This is a genomic window from Nocardia thraciensis (assembly GCF_054782435.1).
The window spans coordinates 333,822-351,516 of sequence record NZ_BAAGSM010000017.1 but is presented as its reverse complement, the minus strand read 5'-3'; the positions used below and the strand labels follow the sequence as shown (position 1 = coordinate 351,516).

At 69.7% G+C, this 17,695-nt stretch carries 16 protein-coding genes; 9 read left to right on the top strand and 7 right to left on the bottom strand.

Annotated features, from left to right (window positions below):
• From nuoL to nuoN, 3 genes are all read left to right on the top strand, one after another.
• Positions 1-1,884, top strand: a complete 1,884-nt coding sequence (gene nuoL, locus ACYVLQ_RS09335) for an NADH-quinone oxidoreductase subunit L (RefSeq protein ID WP_460696988.1) — start codon at positions 1-3, stop codon at positions 1,882-1,884.
• Complete coding sequence (locus ACYVLQ_RS09330) at positions 1,881-3,500, top strand: NADH-quinone oxidoreductase subunit M (RefSeq protein WP_460696987.1); 1,620 nt, start codon at positions 1,881-1,883, stop codon at positions 3,498-3,500. The genes nuoL and ACYVLQ_RS09330 overlap by 4 nt, the downstream gene beginning before the upstream one ends.
• Positions 3,501-3,588: 88 nt before the next feature.
• On the top strand, positions 3,589-5,214 hold the full coding sequence (nuoN, locus tag ACYVLQ_RS09325) for an NADH-quinone oxidoreductase subunit NuoN (protein WP_460696986.1): 1,626 nt from the start codon (positions 3,589-3,591) through the stop codon (positions 5,212-5,214).
• 160 nt (positions 5,215-5,374) lie between these two features.
• Here the strand turns inward: nuoN and ACYVLQ_RS09320 are convergent, their stop codons facing one another.
• Together ACYVLQ_RS09320 and ACYVLQ_RS09315 are read right to left on the bottom strand one after the other, a co-directional pair.
• On the bottom strand, positions 5,375-5,566 hold the full coding sequence (locus tag ACYVLQ_RS09320; RefSeq protein WP_460696985.1) for a hypothetical protein: 192 nt from the start codon (positions 5,564-5,566) through the stop codon (positions 5,375-5,377).
• Between the two features lie 60 nt (positions 5,567-5,626).
• Positions 5,627-6,763: an epoxide hydrolase family protein gene (locus ACYVLQ_RS09315; protein WP_460696984.1), complete on the bottom strand. Its 1,137-nt coding sequence runs from the start codon at positions 6,761-6,763 to the stop codon at positions 5,627-5,629.
• A gap of 61 nt (positions 6,764-6,824) precedes the next feature.
• Here ACYVLQ_RS09315 and ACYVLQ_RS09310 point away from each other — a divergent pair, with 61 nt between their 5' ends.
• Together ACYVLQ_RS09310 and proS are read left to right on the top strand one after the other, a co-directional pair.
• On the top strand, positions 6,825-7,778 hold the full coding sequence (locus tag ACYVLQ_RS09310) for a helix-turn-helix transcriptional regulator (RefSeq protein WP_460696983.1): 954 nt from the start codon (positions 6,825-6,827) through the stop codon (positions 7,776-7,778).
• 369 nt (positions 7,779-8,147) lie between these two features.
• Positions 8,148-9,587: a proline--tRNA ligase gene (gene proS, locus ACYVLQ_RS09305; RefSeq protein ID WP_460696982.1), complete on the top strand. Its 1,440-nt coding sequence runs from the start codon at positions 8,148-8,150 to the stop codon at positions 9,585-9,587.
• A 14-nt stretch (positions 9,588-9,601) separates the two neighbouring features.
• Here the strand turns inward: proS and gloA2 are convergent, their stop codons facing one another.
• The 4 genes from gloA2 to ACYVLQ_RS09285 all read right to left on the bottom strand — a co-directional run bounded on the left by gloA2 (position 9,602) and on the right by ACYVLQ_RS09285 (position 12,835).
• Complete coding sequence (gene gloA2, locus ACYVLQ_RS09300) at positions 9,602-9,988, bottom strand: SMU1112c/YaeR family gloxylase I-like metalloprotein (RefSeq protein WP_460696981.1); 387 nt, start codon at positions 9,986-9,988, stop codon at positions 9,602-9,604.
• Positions 9,989-10,169: 181 nt separating this feature from the next.
• Positions 10,170-11,030 (bottom strand): fructosamine kinase family protein, encoded by an 861-nt coding sequence (locus ACYVLQ_RS09295; protein ID WP_460696980.1) that lies wholly within the window; start codon positions 11,028-11,030, stop codon positions 10,170-10,172.
• 33 nt (positions 11,031-11,063) lie between these two features.
• The gene (locus tag ACYVLQ_RS09290) at positions 11,064-11,849 is read right to left on the bottom strand and encodes a helix-turn-helix domain-containing protein (RefSeq protein WP_460696979.1); all 786 of its coding nucleotides are present in this window, start codon (positions 11,847-11,849) and stop codon (positions 11,064-11,066) included.
• Positions 11,850-11,971: 122 nt separating this feature from the next.
• Positions 11,972-12,835: an NmrA family NAD(P)-binding protein gene (locus tag ACYVLQ_RS09285; RefSeq protein ID WP_460696978.1), complete on the bottom strand. Its 864-nt coding sequence runs from the start codon at positions 12,833-12,835 to the stop codon at positions 11,972-11,974.
• 107 nt (positions 12,836-12,942) lie between these two features.
• Here ACYVLQ_RS09285 and ACYVLQ_RS09280 point away from each other — a divergent pair, with 107 nt between their 5' ends.
• On the top strand, positions 12,943-13,794 hold the full coding sequence (locus ACYVLQ_RS09280; protein WP_460696977.1) for an SDR family NAD(P)-dependent oxidoreductase: 852 nt from the start codon (positions 12,943-12,945) through the stop codon (positions 13,792-13,794).
• A 21-nt stretch (positions 13,795-13,815) separates the two neighbouring features.
• Here ACYVLQ_RS09280 and ACYVLQ_RS09275 read toward each other — a convergent pair whose 3' ends face one another.
• Positions 13,816-15,867 (bottom strand): heavy metal translocating P-type ATPase, encoded by a 2,052-nt coding sequence (locus ACYVLQ_RS09275; protein WP_460696976.1) that lies wholly within the window; start codon positions 15,865-15,867, stop codon positions 13,816-13,818.
• Positions 15,868-15,987: 120 nt separating this feature from the next.
• Between ACYVLQ_RS09275 and ACYVLQ_RS09270 the strand changes: the two genes are divergently transcribed.
• The 3 genes from ACYVLQ_RS09270 (at position 15,988) to ACYVLQ_RS09260 (ending at position 17,672) form a co-directional block, all read left to right on the top strand.
• On the top strand, positions 15,988-16,500 hold the full coding sequence (locus ACYVLQ_RS09270) for a GtrA family protein (RefSeq protein ID WP_460696975.1): 513 nt from the start codon (positions 15,988-15,990) through the stop codon (positions 16,498-16,500).
• A 37-nt stretch (positions 16,501-16,537) separates the two neighbouring features.
• Positions 16,538-17,353 carry an SGNH/GDSL hydrolase family protein gene (locus ACYVLQ_RS09265; protein WP_460696974.1) on the top strand — a complete coding sequence of 272 codons (816 nt, stop codon included), beginning with the start codon at positions 16,538-16,540 and terminating at the stop codon, positions 17,351-17,353.
• Positions 17,354-17,477: 124 nt separating this feature from the next.
• Complete coding sequence (locus ACYVLQ_RS09260; protein ID WP_460696973.1) at positions 17,478-17,672, top strand: hypothetical protein; 195 nt, start codon at positions 17,478-17,480, stop codon at positions 17,670-17,672.
• The last annotated feature ends 23 nt before the right edge of the window (positions 17,673-17,695 follow it).

Sequence of the window (17,695 nt, the reverse complement as noted above, 5' to 3'; positions counted from 1 at the left end):
GTGGATACCACACTGACGCTCTGGCTGCTGCCCGCGCTGCCGCTGACCGGAGCCGTAATCCTGTTGCTCGTCGGCCGTATCAGCGATCGCTGGGGGCACTGGCTGGGCTGTCTGACGGCCCTCGCCTCGTTCGGCGTGGCCGGTTGGGCGTTCTTCGACATGCTCGGGCGCTCCCTCGCCGACCGGTCGATCGAGCGCAGCCTCTTCAGCTGGGTGCCGGTGGCCGGGCTGCAGGCGGACCTCGCGCTGCAACTCGACCAGCTGTCGATGTGTTTCGTGCTGCTGATCACCGGCGTCGGCTCGCTGATTCACATCTACTCGGTCGGCTACATGTCCCACGATCCCGCGCGGCGCCGGTTCTTCGCCTACCTCAACCTGTTCCTGGCCGCGATGCTGGTGCTGGTCATGGCGGACAACTACCTGGTGCTGTATCTGGGCTGGGAGGGCGTCGGCCTGGCATCCTACCTGCTGATCGGGTTCTGGCACGAAAAGCCCTCCGCCGCAACGGCGGCCAAGAAGGCGTTCGTGGTGAACCGGGTCGGCGACATGGGCCTGGCGATCGCGCTGTTCATCATGTTCGCCACCTTCGGGTCGGTCGACTTCGGGCAGGTGTTCGCCGGTGCCCCGCAGGCGGGCGAGGGCACGCTCACCGCGATCGGGCTGCTGTTGCTGCTCGGCGCGTGCGGTAAGTCCGCGCAGGTGCCGCTGCAGTCCTGGCTCGGGGACGCGATGGAGGGCCCGACGCCCGTGTCGGCGCTCATCCACGCCGCGACCATGGTGACCGCCGGTGTCTACCTGATCGCCCGCTCCGGGCCGATCTTCGATCTCGCGCCCGGCGCCCGCGCCGGAGTCATGGCGGTCGGCGCGGTGACGCTGCTGTTCGGCGCGATCATCGGCTGCGCGAAGGACGACATCAAGAAGGCCCTCGCCGCGTCCACCATGAGCCAGATCGGGTACATGGTGCTGGCGGCGGGGCTCGGGCCGGTCGGCTACGCGGCCGCGATCATGCACCTGCTGACCCACGGCTTCTTCAAGGCCGGGCTGTTCCTCGGCGCCGGATCGGTGATGCACGGCATGAACGACGAGACCGATATGCGCCGTTACGGCGGTCTGCGGACGGTCATGCCGATCACCTACGTCACCTTCGGCCTGGGTTACCTCGCGATCATCGGGGTGCCGCCGTTCTCCGGATTCTTCTCCAAGGATCGAATCATCGAGTCCGCCTTCGCCTTCGGGGGCGTCGGCGGCATTCTCACCGGCCTGGTCGCGCTGACGGGCGCCGGGATCACCGCGTTCTACATGACGCGCGTGATGCTGATGACCTTCTTCGGCGAACGCCGCTGGCACGAGGACGCGCATCCGCACGAATCTCCCGCCTCGATGACCGGCCCGATGATCGTGCTGGCCATCGGATCCGTCGCCGCCGGTGGGCTGATGGTCCTCGGCTCCTCGCTGCAGGACTGGCTGGCGCCGGTGGTGGGTGTCCACCACGGTCACTCGCCGATCCCGGCCTGGGCGATCACGCTCTTCGCGCTGGTCGTCGTGGCGGCCGGAATCTGGGTCGCCTACGACGAATACGCGCGGACCGTGCCCGAGACCGCCCCGGCCGGGTCGCCGCTCACCCGCGCGGCCCGCCGCGACCTGTACGGCGACGCCGTCAACGAGGCGGCGTTCATGCGCCCCGGCCGGTACCTGACCCGGTCGCTCGTCTTCGTCGACAACCGTGGCATCGACGGCCTGGTCAACACCACCGCCGCCGTCATCGGCGGCCTGTCGGCCCGAATCCGGCGCGTACAAACCGGATTCGTCCGCTCCTACGCCCTGTCCATGTTCACCGGCGCGGCCCTCGTGGTCGCCGCCCTGCTGGCGGTGAGGTTGCTGTGAGTGAGTTCCCCTGGCTGACGACGCTGTGGGTCGTTCCCCTCGTCGGAGCGATCCTGGTGCTGGTGCTGCCCAGCGCGTGGCGCACGGCGGCCCGCTCGACCGGGCTGGTGGTCGCGGTAGCGACCCTGGTGGTCGGGATCGTCGTCGCGGTGCGGTTCGAACCCGGTGGCGCGCAGTTCCAGTTCGTCGAATCGCATACGTGGATACCGGCTTTCGGTGCCGGGTATACCCTCGGTGTCGACGGCATCGCCCTGGTGCTGGTGCTGTTGACCGCGGGCCTGATACCGCTGCTGCTGCTCGCGGGGTGGAAGGACGAGCGGGAGGTCGGCACCGGTGCGCGTGTCGCGCACATCTATGTGGCGTTGACGCTGATCGTCGAATCGATGGTGCTGATCTCGTTCACCTCGCTGGACATCCTGCTGTTCTATGTGTTCTTCGAGGTCATGCTGATCCCGATGTACTTCCTGATCGGCGGGTTCGGGCCGCGCGGCGAGGATCTCACGCTGCGGCAGCAGCGTTCCCGCGCGGCGGTGAAGTTCCTGCTGTACAACCTGTTCGGCGGGCTGATCATGCTGGCCGCCGTGATCGGGCTGTATGTGCTCACCGCCCGGGAGAAGCTGGGCGCCGACGGCGGCGGCACCTTCGACTTCCGCGCCGTCATGGCGGCCGCCAACTCCGGCGAACTGGGTGCTGGCCCAGCGGTTCTCAACGCCCTGTTCCTCGGCTTCATGTTCGCCTTCGCGGTGAAGGCGCCGCTGTGGCCGCTGCACACCTGGCTGCCCGGCGCCGCCGTCTCCGCCACCCCCGCCAGCGCGGTGCTCATGATGGCGGTGGTCGACAAGGTCGGCACGTTCGGCATGCTGCGCTACTGCCTGCTGCTGTTCCCCTCGGCCTCGTCCACCTACGCGCCGCTGATCAGCACGCTGGCGGTGATCGGGATCATCTACGGGGCGCTGTTGGCAATCGGGCAGACCGACGTGATGCGGCTGATCGCCTACACCTCGATCTCGCACTTCGGATTCATCATCCTGGGCATCTTCGCCATGACGAATCAGGGCGGTGCGGGAGCGACGCTGTACATGGTCAATCACGGCATCTCCACCGCGGCGCTGTTCCTGATCGCCGGATTCCTGGTGTCGCGCCGCGGAACTCGGGCGATCGCCGATTTCGGCGGGGTGCAGAAGGTGGCGCCGATCCTGGCGGGCACCTTCCTCATCGCGGGCCTGGCCACCCTCTCGCTGCCCGGTCTGGCGCCGTTCATCAGCGAATTCCTGGTGCTGGCGGGCACATTCACCCGCTACCCGGTCGCCGCGATCTGCGCCACCAGCGCCTTGGTGCTGGCGGCGGTATACGTTCTGTGGCTGTACCAGCGGATGATGACCGGCCCGGTGAAGAAGGGCAACGAACGCCTCTACGACCTCCTGCCCCGCGAACTGGTCGTGGTGGCACCGCTCCTGGCAGCACTGCTGTTCCTCGGCGCCTACCCCAAACCGGTCCTGGACCGCATCAACCCGGCAGTCGCCACCACCCTCACCACCATCGGCAAACACGACCCCGCACCGACAGTGCCCCACCAGGAGGCCGCCGCCACCCCAACCGGAGGTGCACACAAATGAGCCAGCCAGCGGTGCCATCTCGGCGCGGAGCACCCCTGCATTCCCGGCATGCTTTTGCCCGGGATCCCCTCAGCGGAGGTACAGACCTGTGAACGACGTTCTCGCAGTAACGATTCCGGCACCCTCCGTCGAGTACGGCGCGCTCTCCCCGATGCTCATCGTGTTCGGCGCCGCCGTCGCCGGGGTGATCGCCGAGGCCTTCGCGCCGCGGGCCTGGCGGTACTGGCTGCAGCTCGTGCTCGGCTTCGCGGGACTCGGCGTGGCGCTCGGTGCGGTGATCGGCCTGGCGGGCACCAGCACCACCGCCGTGGTCGACGCGGTGGCCGTCGACAACGTGTCGCTGTTCCTCCAGGGCGCCATCCTGGTGATCTCGATCCTCGGGCTGCTGCTGATGGCCGAGCGCGGTATCGAACCGCTGCTGCAGCGGGGCCGCCGGGAGGGCCCGGGCACGTGGAGCCGCGCCGCCGCGCAGACCGCGGGTGCCACCGTCCCCGTGGACGCGTTCACCCCGCAGGCCGCGGCGATGCCCGGCAGCCCCGACGAAATCGCCGCCGCGCGAGCGGGCATCACCACCACCGAGGTCTTCCCGCTGGCCCTGTTCGTGGTCGGCGGCCTGATGCTGTTCCCCGCCTCCAACGACCTGCTGACCATGTTCATCGCGCTGGAGGTGCTGTCGCTGCCGCTGTATCTGCTGTGCGGGCTGGCGCGCCGACGGCGGCTGCTGTCGCAGGAGGCGGCGCTGAAGTACTTCCTGCTCGGCGCGTTCTCCTCGGCGTTCTTCCTCTACGGCATGGCGCTGCTGTACGGGTATGCGGGTACGGTCGCCTTCGGCGGCATCGCCGATGTGGTGGCGCGCGACACCGGCTCGAAAACCCTTGCGGTGCTGGGCCTGGCGATGCTCGCGGTGGGGCTGTTGTTCAAGATCGGCGCCGTGCCGTTCCAGTCCTGGGTTCCCGATGTCTACCAGGGCGCGCCGACCCCGGTGACGGCCTTCATGGCGGCCGGTACCAAGATCGCCGCGGTCGGTGCGCTGCTGCGCGTCCTGCAGGTGGCGCTGCCCGGGTTGCGCGACGACTGGCGGCCGATCCTGGCGGCGGTCTCCATCGCCACCATGGTGATCGGCGCGATCATGGCGCTCACGCAGACCGATGTGAAGCGCGTGCTGGCCTATTCCTCGGTGGCGCATGCCGGTTTCATCCTCACCGCGCTCGTCGCCGCGAACCCCGCGGGCGTGTCGTCGGTGCTGTTCTATCTGACCGTCTACGGCATCGGCACGATCGGCGCCTTCGCGGCGGTCACACTGGTCCGCGACGGCGTGGGGAACGAGGCCACCGCGCTGTCGGCGTGGGCAGGTCTGGGTCGCCGGTCACCGTGGCTGGCAACGATTTTCGCGCTGTTCCTGCTATCGATGGCCGGAATTCCGCTCACCAGCGGGTTCGTCGCCAAGTTCGCGGTGTTCGAGGCGGCCGCGTCCGGCGGAGCCACTCCCCTGGTGATCGTCGGCGTCCTCGCCAGCGCGATCGCGGCGTTCTTCTACGTCCGCATCATCGTGCAGATGTTCTTCATCGAACCGCCCGCGGACGCCCCGCAGATCGTCACCCCGCCGATCACGACCGCGGTCGTCACCGTCACCGCGGCCGCCACCGTCGTACTCGGCATCCTCCCGCAGCCACTGCTCGACATGGCCGACCACGCAACGGTTTTCGCCCGCTGAACCGATCGTGTGCCCCGGGTGCCGCCGCGCCCGGGGCACACGCGTATCCACGGCCGACAGCGCGCAACGGCCGGAAAGCCTGCCTCGAACCGCCCTATATGGATTGGCCCGCCTTTCCCGACCTCGTCGCCTGCCCGCGGGGCAGAAGGCGAGACGGCTCTCAGCCGATGACCTCGCGCAGCCGATCGGCGAACTTCGCCGGATCTTCCATGAATCCGGTGTGCCCGCCCAGGAACAAGGTCGGCTCGATGGGTTCGGCACGAACTGGTCGTCGGCACGTCCCGTCGACCGCGATCCACCCATCGTAGAGCGCGAATTCCCGTGCGGCCGAGGCGTTCCAGGCCGACGCCATCGAGTGGATGCGACATCGACCGCCCGCGCGAGTGTCACGTCCATTCGACCATCGGAGCGACTACCGCAGCTTGCGGAAGAATTCGCGGAGGTCGCCGACGAGCAGATCCGGCGCCTCCATCGCGGCGAAGTGCCCGCCCCGGTCGAACTCCGACCAGTGCACCACGGTGTTCTGCTTCTCCGCGAGACCGCGGATGGTCCCGCCGCCCGGGAACACCGCCACCCCGGTGGGCAGGCCGGAGTTCGGCAGGTCGGCGCCCCACTGCTCGGATTCCTTGTACAGCAGCATCGATGAACCGATCGTGCCGGTGAACCACAGCACGCTCAGGTCGGTGAGCAGCATGTCGCGGTCTATCGCCTCGTCGGGCAGTTCCTTGTCCGGGTTCATGTAGGTGTGCACGACGTCGAGCACCCACGCCAGCAGGCCTGCCGGGGAGTCGTTCACCGCCGGGGCCAGGGTCTGCGGCCGGGTGGAGTGGACGCTCGCGTATCCGGAGGTGTCCTGGCTGCTCCAGTCCTGCAGCAGCGCCAGCTTCTCCCGATCGCTCGCGCTGTATCCGGATCCGTCGTCGTCCCAGGACGGGATGGTGATCGGGTCGTTGAGGTGCACGCCCACGACGTGGTCGCCGTCGATACGGCCCAGCTGCGGCGCGATGAACGAACCCGCGTCACCGCCCTGCGCCCCGTAACGCACGTAGCCCAGCCGTGCCATCAGTGTCGCGATCAGCTCGGCCGACCGCTCGGTCGCAGCCTCCCCCGGCGCCCGAGTCGGCCCGGAGAACCCGAACCCGGGCAGGGTCGGTATCACGAGGTCGAAGGCGTCGGCCGCGTCGCCGCCGTGCGCGACCGGATCGGTCAGCGGGCCGATCACCTCGCGGAAATCCTCGAACGGCCAGCCGTGCACCAGCACCAGCGGCAGCGCGCCGGACTCCGCCGACCGCACATGGGTGAAATGCAAACGCTGGCCCTCGATTTCTGCCAGGTACTGCGGTAGCGCGTTCAGTTCCGCCTCGTGTCGTCGCCAGTCGTATTCGGTGCGCCAGTAGTCGGCCAGCTCGCGCACGTACCCGGTCGGAATGCCGTAGTCCCAGCCGACGCCCGGCAGTTCGGCGGGCCAGCGGGCGGCGGCCAGCCGGGCGCCGAGGTCATCGATCTCACGCTGCGGGATGTCGATCCGGAAGGGCTCGAAATTCGTCATGTCTCGAAACTACGAACCGGTTAGGTCAGTTTCGGTCCTAAGCAGATGGCATCCTGAATTCATGGTGGAAACCTCCGCACGCCTGCTGCGCATCCTGTCACTGCTGCAGGAACACCGCGAATGGCCGGGCGCCGACCTCGCCGAGCGGCTCGGCGTCACCGTCCGCACCGTGCGGCGCGATATCGACCGGCTGCGCGAGCTGGGATATCCGGTGCACGCCGTGCGCGGTATCGCCGGGTACCGGCTCGGCGCCGGCTCCGTGCTGCCCCCGCTGCTGCTCGACGACGAGGAGGCGCTCGCGGTCGCCGTGGGCCTGCGCACCGTCGCGGGCGGCACGGTGGCCGGGATCGAACAAGCCTCGCTTCGCTCGCTGGCAAAGCTCGAGCAGGTACTGCCGTCCCGGCTGCGCCACCGGCTGACCACTTTGCAGCGCTCGATGGTGCGCGTCGGCGGGACCGCCCCGCGCGTCGATCCCGACGTGCTGATCGCCATCTCCGAGGCCTGCGACCGACACGAGCGCCTGCGGTTCGACTACACCGACCACGGTGGGCGGCAATCGATTCGCGATACCGAGCCGCTGGCGGTCGTCAATTTCAGCAGGCACTGGTATCTGGTCGCCTGGGACGTCGAACGTGACGACTGGCGGTCGTTCCGGATCGACCGGCTCCGTCCGAAGATCCCGACGGGCCCGCGGTTCACCCCGCGCGAGCTGCCCGGCGGCGATGTCGTCGCCTATCTGTCGCACCGGTTGTCGAACGAGGCCTGGTCGTGGCGGGCGACGGTCACCCTGCACCGCCCCGCCGCCGAACTCGCCGAGACCATCTGGCCCGGCATGGGCGTGCTCGAGGCCGTCGACGACACCCGCTGCCTGCTGCACATCGGGGCGGATACGCTGTGGTCACTGACCTGGATGATCACTTCGCTGGACGTCGATTTCACCGTAACCGGACCGCCCGAGCTGGTCGAAGCCGTTCGCGCCCTGGGCAATCGGTGCCTCGCGGCGGCGCCGGAGTGATACCGCCGAGCACCGCGCCATGCTCGAAGAGGTCCACACGCTGTTCCGCACCGAAGGCCTCGCGGCCGCATCCGCCCGCTTCCTCGCGGCGATCGGCGGCACCATGAAGGCCGCGCCCGAGACATCGCAGCTGCCGCCGCGCACCGCCGAGATGTGGTCCCGGCGGGCCGCGAATCACGCGGCCAACTCCCCTACCGCCCCCATCGCGGCGATCGCCGAACGCCTGGGGACTGCCGCTCACCGAGTTCCCCGGGGCGCACAATGGAATGCGTACCGACGCAGCCGAATTCGCGGAGCTGTTGAACGAGGTGCTGGGGCGGGGTGTTGCGCTTTCGGCAATACGCCCGCGGCCCAGTAATCTCTGTGGGCATGGCACGGGACGAGCGCGGTGTGACCGCCCAGAGTGAGGACTTCGCGGCCTGGTACAACGAGGTGGTCTTCAAGGCCGCCCTCGTCGACCGCGGCCCGGCCAAGGGCACCATGGTCATCCGACCGTACGGATACCGGCTGTGGGAGCGGCTGCAATCCGAACTCGACCGCCGGATCAAGGAAACCGGCCACGAGAACGCCTACTTCCCGCTGCTGATCCCCGAGAGCTACCTCAGCCGCGAGGCCGAACACGTCGAAGGTTTCTCGCCGGAGCTGGCGGTGGTCACCCACGCCGGCGGCAAGGAGCTCGAGGAGTCGCTGGTGGTGCGGCCGACCTCGGAGACGGTCATCGGCGAGATGATGAGCAAGTGGATCAGCTCGCACCGCGACCTGCCGATGCTGCTCAACCAGTGGTCGAATGTGGTCCGGTGGGAGATGCGGCCGCGAATGTTCCTGCGCACCACCGAGTTCCTGTGGCAGGAGGGCCACACCGCGCACGCCGACGAGGCCGACGCGCGCCGCGAAACCATGCTCGGTCTCGATATCTACCACGAGGTGGCGCGCGAGCTGGCCGCGATGCCGGTGGTGCCCGGCGAGAAGACACCCGGCGAACGCTTCGCCGGTGCCGTCGCGACCTTCACCATCGAGGGCATGATGCGCGACGGCCGCGCGCTGCAGGCGGGCACCTCGCACTACATGGGCACCAACTTCGCCGCCGCCTTCGGCATCCGCTACACCGGCGAGACGGGCCGAGACGAGTTGTGCCACACCACGTCCTGGGGCATGAGCACCCGGATGATCGGCGGCATCGTCATGACCCACGGCGACGACAAGGGCCTGGTGTTCCCGCCCCGGCTCGCGCCGCACCAGGTGGTGATCGTGCCGATCACACGCGGCGGCAACACCGCGGTCGAGGAGGCCGCCGACGATCTGGCGCGGCGGCTGCGCGCGGCCGGAGTGCGCACCCACGTCGACAGCCGCCCGCAGCTCAGCCCCGGATTCAAATACAACGAGTGGGAAATGCGCGGCGTGCCGATCCGGCTCGAACTCGGCCCCCGTGACCTCGAGGCGGGCACCGCCATGATGGTGAAGCGACTCGGGGACGAGGGTAAACAATCCTTGCCGCTCGACTCCCTGCCGGAGGCGATCCCGACCATCCTCGACGATTTCCAGGACTTCCTCCTGGCACGCGCCACCGAGTTCCGCGACGCCCATACCCGAACGGTCGACACCTGGGCCGATTTCACCACCGCGGTCTCCACCGGCTGGGCCTCGACCCTCCACTGCGGCACTCCGGCCTGCGAAGACGACATCAAATCCGCCACCGCCGCCACCCCGCGCTGCATCCCCCTCGCAGGCGAACCGGCGACCGGCGCCTGCGTCCGGTGCGGCGCGGACTCCGCCTACGGCAAACGAGTGCTCTTCGGCCGCGCCTACTGAGAACGACCGAGCCGTCAGCTCTCGTACAGCTCCAGGGGCAGGTCGTCAGGATCGAAGAAAAAGGCGAACCGACGACCGGTGAACTCGTCGACCCGCACCTCCTCGGTGCGCACTCCGCTGCCCCGCAGCTCCGCAATCGCCGACGGCACATCCGGCACGGCGAAGGCCAGGTGCCGCAGACCGCACGCCTCCGGCCGCGACGGCCGCGCGGGCGGGTCCGGAAACGAGAACAGCTCCAGCTGCGCTCCGTCCGGCAAGGCGAGATCCAGCTTGTACGAATGGCGTTCGGCCCGATAGTTCTCGGCCACCACCCGCAGCCCCAGCACCTCCGTATAGAAGGCCTTCGACCTGTGGTAGTCCGAGGCGATGATCGCCGCGTGGTGGATACGCCGCAGTTCCATCACCCAGACGCTAGTCCACCACCCGGCCCCGCCCGGAGTGCTCCCCTCCCTCATCTGGGCTTTTCGGTAGATGGTGAGCGTTCTCGGTGATTTGGCCGGACAGGCTGGTGACATATATTTAGATGCGCATATTTAAGTAACGGTATTGAAATATCTGGCCGGTCAAGGTCCGCCACCCCCGTCAGGCGCGCAGCGCGGATTCCGCCGCCTCGATGGCCATGCTCCGGTACGAGCCGCCGAAGAGTACTACATGGACGAGCAGCGGATACAGCTGGTGCAGCGGAATCCGTTGCCGCCAGCCGGAATGCAAGGGATGGGCCTCGTGGTAGGCCGCCGTCGTGCGGTCGAGATGGGGCGCGCCGAACAGCGCCAGCATGGCCAGGTCGGACTCGCGGTGGCCGCCGTGCGCGGCGGGATCGATCACCTTGACCCCCGCCGTGGTCCAGACCAGATTGCCCGACCACAGATCGCCGTGGATACGACTGGGTGGTTCGGAAGGGCCTGCGAGAGAACCGATCTCGTCCATGACCCGCTCGAACACGCGGACGCCCGCGGGGCCGAGCCGCGGCGCGGCGGCCGACAGCAGCGGCGCCAGCCGCCGCTCGGCGTACCACGGCCCCCACTCCCCCACCGTCGACGTATTGTCCTGCGGCAGTGCGGCGATGAAGCCCGGCCAGGGAGCGCCGTACTCGTCGGGGCCCGTCGCGTGCAGGGCGGCCAGCGCGCGCCCGAACTCCTCGGCCGCCGTCGGCGTGGGCGTCGTCGGCCGCAGCCACGGCAGTACGAGCGTCCGCTCGTCCGCCGCCAGCACCACGGGCACCAGTCCGGCCGGATCGCCCTCCCCCAGCCAGCGCAGTCCGGCGGCCTCCGCGTGCAGGGCGGATCCGGTATCCGAGTCCGGGGCGCCCTCGGCCGCCTTCACGAAGACGTCGCGGCCGTCGGCGAGGCGGGCTCGGTGCAGCGTCCACGCGTGGCTGCGGCCGAGGTCCGACATGGTCGAGACCGGGATGCCGAGCAGGTCGCTGAGGGCGGCTTCGCTCATGGCCTCGATTGTCCACGCCGACCCGCGACGTGGTTACGCCCCGTGCGGTCCGCTGCGGAGGAACTCAGAGGTGGCGGGGTCGGCGGGGAAGAACGACTCGATGGCCAGTTCGGCGACCGTGACGTTCATGGGCGTCCCGAAGACCGTCATGGCGCTGATGAAGGTGAGCTCGGTTCCGTTGTGGCGCAGGCGCAGTGGGACCACCGCCTGTTCGGGTTCGGGCAGTCCCGGCTCCTGTTCGCCGCCGGGATAGTCGCGCACCTCGGCCAGCAGCGCGCCCAGCTGCGCGGAGCCGGTGATCTCGATCTGGCGTTGCAGCCGTTCGAACAGGTGCCCGCGCCACTCGGCCAGGTTGGCGATGCGGGGCGCCAGGCCCCGCGGGTGCAGGCTCAGGCGCAGCGCGTTGACCGGCGGGGTCAGCAGTTCGGCCGGAATATCCTGCAGGAACAGCCCGGCGCTGGCGTTCGCGTCGACCATGGTCCAGTGCATGTCGACCGCAAGGGCGGGGAACGGTTCGTGGCCGACCAGGATCTGGCGCATGGCGGTGCGAACGGGTTGCATTTGGGGGCTGTCCAATCCGGGTTCGGCATAGACCGGTGCGAACCCCGCGGCCAGCAGCACCCGGTTGCGTTCGCGCAGCGGGATTTCCAGCTCCTCGGACAGGTGCAGGATCATCTGGCGGCTCGGGGTGGCGCGGCCGGTCTCGATGAAGCTGAGGTGGCGGGCGGAGGTCTCGGCGCGGCCCGCCAGCTCCAGCTGGCTGAGGCGTCGGGTGACCCGCCAGTGCCGGAGCAGGTCACCCGCGGTCTGGGTTTGCACGTGTTCGATCCTACGAAGATTCGTGCGGCGAGCCGATTACCCGGCGGGTAATGGGCGCGGTCGTAGTCCTCTACCACGAGGGTGACCAGGTCGATCTGCAGGACGTCGACCCTGCGGCGTCGCTACCGGGAGCGGCGGGCGGCGAACTGCGCGAGCGAGGTGGGCGGGTGGCCGCCGTACTTCTCGATGTCGGGGGTGACCTGGTACAGGCCCGTGCCCTCGCCGAGCAGGCGGAAGATCTCCCAGAGCCTGGACAGATGCTCCGCGGCGTGGGCGGAACCGTAGAAGTCCAGGGCCCACCGATGCCATTGCGGCGGTGCGATATCGGTGTAGGTGCGGCCGAGCAGGCGGGCGGCCTCCCCGATGGGCAGCACATCGCCGGTGAGGAGCAGCACCGGTTCGGCGGGGCGGTCGGCGTCGGCGAGCAGCCCGGCGGCCACGCGGGCGACATCGACGGCGGCGATCAGCGGCAGCACCGTGGTCTCCGGGCCCATCGGCAGCGGCAGCCGGGTGCCGTCGCCGGTGTCCGCGATCAGGGCGAGGTTCTCGTGGAAGACGGCGGCGCGCAGGTGTACGGCGCCGATATCGGCCCAGTCCAGGACCTGTTCGGCCACCCAGTGCTGGCGCATGCGCGGCGTCAGCGCCTGCGGACCGGCGGCAAGCTGCGAGACGGAGACGACCCGCCGCAGCTCCGCGTCGCGCGCGGCGACGGCGAACGCGCCCGCGGCGTCGACCAGTCCGTCGACGACCGGGTAGGTGAAGTAGGCACGGCGCACGCCGTCGAGCGCCGCGCGGGTGACGGCGATATCGCGCAGGTCGCCGACGACGACCTCCGCGCCGAGGGCGCGCAGCGGGGCGACGCGGTCGTCGTCGGTGTGGACGAAGGCGCGGACCGGGATGCCGCGGCCCAGCAGTAGGGCGGCGAGGTGGCGGCCGGTCGAGCCCTGCAGTCCCCCGGCGGCGCCCGTCACGAGTACCGGCTCCATCCGTTCACGGTACCGGTTACCGATTGGAGCCAAGGCGTTTCGCGGCGGGTAGGGGTGGTCTCGAGGCGGCAGGACAGGTACGGGTGGATCTGGCATGGTGGTGGGGTATGAGGACGATCCTGATCACGGGGGCGACATCAGGCATCGGGCTGGCGGCAGCGCGGCAGATCGCCGCAGGGGGCGATCGGCTGGTGCTGGTAGGACGCAATTCGGACAAGCTCGCGACCGCGGCCGACGAGGTGCGCGCGGCCGGACCGGGGGCGGTGGACACCGTGGAATGCGATGTGGCATCGCAGGATTCGGTGCGGCGGCTGGCGAGTACGGTGCTCGACGACTACCCCCGGCTCGACGCGCTGGCCAACAACGCGGGCGGATTCTTCTTCTCCCGCAGCGAGACAGCCGACGGGCTGGAGTCGACGTTCGCGACCAATCACCTGGGCGGATTCCTGCTCACCGAGCTGCTGCTCGAGCGCCTGGTGCGGAGCGCGCCGTCGCGCATCGTGTTCACCTCCTCGGTGATGCACTACGGCGCCACGCTCGATCTGGACGATCTCGGTTGTGCGCGCGGCTATTCCGGGCAGAAGGCCTACAGCTGGTCGAAGCTGGCGAATGTGCTGTACGCCCGGGAGCTGTCGCGTCGGCTGGCGGGTACGGGCGTGGCCGCCAACGCCTTTCATCCGGGGGCGGTGTCGACCGGGATCTGGGATTCTCTGCCGTGGTTCACCAAACCGGTGATGGGGGCGGTGAAGCGGATCTTCATGGTGCCCGCCGAGGAGGGCGGCCGCCGCCTGGCCGCACTGGCGACCGACGCCGATCTCGGCGCGGTGACCGGATGCTACTTCCAGAAGGACCGCGTCAAGGCTCCTTCGCGGGTCGCCCAGGACGATGCGCTGGGCGACCGGTTGACCGAGGTGTGCGCGGACCTGGTCGGGCTGTCGGCGCCGTCGAGGCCGCAGTAGCGGCCTCGGCCTTCCGGCGGTTCAGCTCGGGCGGGGCTCGTGCTCGATGCCCTCGTGCTCGGCCCCGCGCCGGAAGCGCAGCAGCCGCAGGGCGTTGGCGACCACCAGCAGGGTCGAGCCCTCGTGGATGAAGACGGCGGGCCCGATGGGCAGGCCGAGCAACGTCGCGGGGACGAGCCCGGCGACGATGACGAGGGCGACGACCAGGTTCTGCCGGATGATCGCGGCGGTGCGGCGGCCCAGCGCGACGGCGAAGGGCAGGCGGCCCAGATCGTCGCTCATCAGGGCGACGTCGGCGGTTTCCAGCGCGACCGCGGACCCGCCCGCGCCCATGGCGATGCCGACGGAGGCGTTGACCATGGCGGGGGCATCGTTGACGCCGTCGCCGACCATCGCGGCGCCGCCGCCGGTGTCGAGGCGCCCAACCATCGTGACCTTGTCCTCGGGCATCAGGTTGCCGTGCGCGCCGTCGAGGCCGAGCCCGTCGGCGACGGCGGTGGCGACGCGCTGGTGGTCGCCGGAGATCACGACGAGGTTCGTGACGCCCAGGGCGCGCAGGCGCGTCATGACCGGCGCGGCTTCCGCGCGCGGGGTGTCCATCACACCGATGACGCCGAGGTAGCGGTTGTGGCGGCGGACGATCATTGTGGTGCGGCCGCGGCCGTGCAGGTCGTCGACGAGGGCGGCGATCGGCGCGGGGAGGCCGTCGGGGTCGAGTTCGGCGAACATGGCGGCGTTGCCGATCTCGGTGGGCTGGCCGTCGACCAGTGCGGTGACGCCGCGACCGGTGACCGAATGTACTTGTTCCGCAACGGCTTCGGCGCCGGTAGGGAGCCGGGGGGCGAGGTCGCGGGTGATGGCGGTGGCCAGCGGGTGGTCGCTGAAGGACTCCACGGAGTGGCCGGTGGCGATCAGTTCGTCGCGTAGGCCGGGGACCGCGGGAACGATGTCGGTGACGCGGGGCCGCCCCCAGGTGAGGGTGCCGGTCTTGTCGAAGGCGATGGAGCGCACACGGCCGAGGGATTCGAGCGGGCCGCCGCCCTTGGCGAGCACTCCGGCCTGCGCGGCGCGGGCGACCCCGGCGAGGACGGCGCTGGGGGTGGCGATGGCCAGGGCGCAGGGGCTGGCGGCGACGAGGACGACCATCCCGCGATAGAAGCTGTCGGTGAACGGCTCGTTCGCCAGCATCACGCCGAGGGTAACGACGGCCAGCACGCCGAGCAGGACGGCGGGGACGTAGAGAAGCTGGAAGCGGTCGATGAACCGCTGCGTGGGTGATTTTCCGGCATCGGCGTCGCGGACCAGCGCGATGACCCGCGCCAGGGTGGAATCCTCCGCGCGACGGGTGACCATGACCTCGAGTGCGCCGGAACCGTTGAGGGTGCCCGCGAAGACGCGCTGGGATTCCGGCACGGTGGCGGCGGCGAGGGCGGTCCGCGGGTCGTCGGCGGGGACCTTGTCGACCGGCATGCTCTCGCCGGTGACCGAGGATTCGTCGACGGCACCGCGTCCGGCGATCACGATGCCGTCGGCGCTGAGCCGCGAATTGGGCAGTACCACAACGGTATCGCCGAGGCGCAGGTCGTCGACGGGTAGTTCCGCGACGCGACCGTCGCGGCGGACGAGCGCCGTGCGCGGGGCGAGTTCGCCGAGCGCCTCGATGGAGCGCCGGGCGCGGCTCATGGCGTATTCCTCGAGCGCGTGGCCGAGGCTGAACAGGAACAGCAGTACCGAGCCCTCGGCCCATTTGCCGACCGCCGCGGCGCCCGCGGCGGCGACGAGCATGAGGAAGTCGACCTCGAACCGGCCGCGGCGCAGCGACCGCCAGGCGGCGCGGAGGGTGAAGAAGCCGCCGAAGAAACAGGTGGCCACGAACGCGGCGGTCGAGATCGAGTCGGGCGTGTGCAGCACATATCGGGCGATCATGCCCAGCACGTAGGTGAAACCCGAGACGAGGGCGAAGGTCATCTCCATTCGCGGTCCCAGCCAACGGTTTCCGTGGTCGTGGGCGGCGGTCTCGGGGCGTCGGTCGCTGCCTTTTCCCGATGGCCGATCAGTCGCTGCTGTCCTCATGACACCGACGATAACATCAATACATGCAAATGTCTGCATGTATTGTCGGGTGGTCCGCCCCGCGCTCCCGAATCTCCGCAGCGCATGCCGTCCGCGGCGGGCCCGGTTATTGTGGGTGCCGTGTCGCTGGTGCAACCCGTCCTCGATCGGCTGCCGGAAACCTACCGCGCCAAACTCGTCCAGCATCAGGAGCTGATGAAGTTCGCGGTGGTCGGCGCGATCACCTGGTTCGTCGATACCGGCGTCGTGTACGCCCTCAAACTCACGGTGCTGCAGGACAAACCGCTCACCGCGCGGGCGTTCGGCGTGTTGATCGCCACCATCGTGTCCTACATCCTGAACCGGGAGTGGTCGTTCAACACCCGCGGCGGCCGCCAGCGCCATCACGAGGCCGCGCTGTTCTTCGCGGTGAGCGCGCTGGCCATCGGCGTCACTTTGATCCCGCAGGCGATCTCGCTGTACCTGTTCGACATCCGGGTGCCGCACGTCAGCGCGCCAACCCAGGCGGTGGCCAACTTCGTGACCGGCCAGATTCTCGGCGTGGTGCTGGCGATGGGCTTCCGGTTCTGGGCGCTGCGCCGCTTCGTCTTCCCCGACGACCTACGCGCCGCCGCCGAATACGAACTGCTCTGATCGACAGACCGGTGCCCGAGCGAGGGAGATGAGCGACATGCTCGAGCACAGTGAATCCGCCGCGGCGCCGGGTCTGGATCGGTGGCGCGGACGCGGATACGTGGCACTGGGCAGTTCCTATGCCTCCGGGCCGGGGATCGCTCCGCGGGTGCGGCAGGCACCGCGGCTGGCGGGGCGCTCGCACAACAACTACCCGCACCGGGTCGCGACCGCGGCCGGGCTGCGGCTGACCGACGTCACCAGCAGCGGCGCCACCTGCGCGCACATTCTGCGGGAGCGGCAGTTCGGGCAGCCTCCGCAGCTCGAGGCCGTCGCCGCGGACGCGGACCTGGTCACGGTCACGGTCGGCGGCAACGACATCGGGCTCACCCACTATCTGATCGCGCGTCGGATGCCCCGGGCGGTGCGACTACTGCCGAAGTTCGCCGAATTCGGCGACGAGACGGCGGTCAACCATCGCCTGCACACCGTCGAGCGGCGCATCACCGAGGTGCTCGAGGGCATCGGCGAGCGGGCGCCGCAGGCCCGGATCGTCGTGGTGAACTACCTGTCGGTGCTCGGCCCCGCGACGCCGGACGACTCCCCCGCCGACCGCAACTACCGGCACTTCGCCGAGGCGCTCGCCGCGCACACCGCCGCGGCGGCCACGCGCGCCGGGGCCGACCTCGTCGACGTCCGCTCGCCCAGCCTCGACCATCCCGCCGGAAGTCCCGGCGCGTGGACCGTCGACTTCTACGTCCCGATCCCCGGCCGCTCCTACCCCGGCGCCCCCTGCCATCCCACCGCCGCGGGGATGGCCGCGGTCGCCGAACTCGTTCTCGCACACCTCGCCGTCAGCGCGCCGCGCCGCTGACGGCCTGGCGTCACTCGACCGCGCCGAACCGGCCACCAGTGGTGACATCGGCCGCTTCCACGCGACGACGCGATATGTCATGCTGCACTCGACCCTGGTCGGCACGACGATGTGAAAGCCCGCGATGGACGACATCGACCGGCACGTACAACTGTCCGCGATCCGAGTGCAATGGTCCGCACCCGATCGCACCTTCGTCGCGTCCACCGACCAGTTCCCCGGGATCACCTATCAGGACGAATCGTCGCTGGCGGCGATGAGCGGCCTCGTCGAGACCATCCACCGTCGCATCGACCCGGGCGACACCGGAGCGGCCTGACTCGCGGGAACGCGCGCGCCACC

Bases quoted from the DNA above. Each gene is read 5' to 3' on its own strand.
- ACYVLQ_RS09320 (WP_460696985.1), bottom strand. From the start codon at position 5,566: ATGGCGTCGGCCTGGAACGCCTCGGCCGCACGGGAATTCGCGCTCTAC.
- ACYVLQ_RS09315 (WP_460696984.1), bottom strand. From the start codon at position 6,763: ATGACGAATTTCGAGCCCTTCCGGATCGACATCCCGCAGCGTGAGATC.
- ACYVLQ_RS09310 (WP_460696983.1), top strand. From the start codon at position 6,825: ATGGTGGAAACCTCCGCACGCCTGCTGCGCATCCTGTCACTGCTGCAG.
- proS (WP_460696982.1), top strand. From the start codon at position 8,148: ATGGCACGGGACGAGCGCGGTGTGACCGCCCAGAGTGAGGACTTCGCG.
- gloA2 (WP_460696981.1), bottom strand. From the start codon at position 9,988: ATGGAACTGCGGCGTATCCACCACGCGGCGATCATCGCCTCGGACTAC.
- ACYVLQ_RS09295 (WP_460696980.1), bottom strand. From the start codon at position 11,030: ATGAGCGAAGCCGCCCTCAGCGACCTGCTCGGCATCCCGGTCTCGACC.
- ACYVLQ_RS09285 (WP_460696978.1), bottom strand. From the start codon at position 12,835: ATGGAGCCGGTACTCGTGACGGGCGCCGCCGGGGGACTGCAGGGCTCG.
- ACYVLQ_RS09280 (WP_460696977.1), top strand. From the start codon at position 12,943: ATGAGGACGATCCTGATCACGGGGGCGACATCAGGCATCGGGCTGGCG.
- ACYVLQ_RS09275 (WP_460696976.1), bottom strand. From the start codon at position 15,867: ATGAGGACAGCAGCGACTGATCGGCCATCGGGAAAAGGCAGCGACCGA.
- ACYVLQ_RS09265 (WP_460696974.1), top strand. From the start codon at position 16,538: ATGCTCGAGCACAGTGAATCCGCCGCGGCGCCGGGTCTGGATCGGTGG.
- ACYVLQ_RS09260 (WP_460696973.1), top strand. From the start codon at position 17,478: ATGGACGACATCGACCGGCACGTACAACTGTCCGCGATCCGAGTGCAA.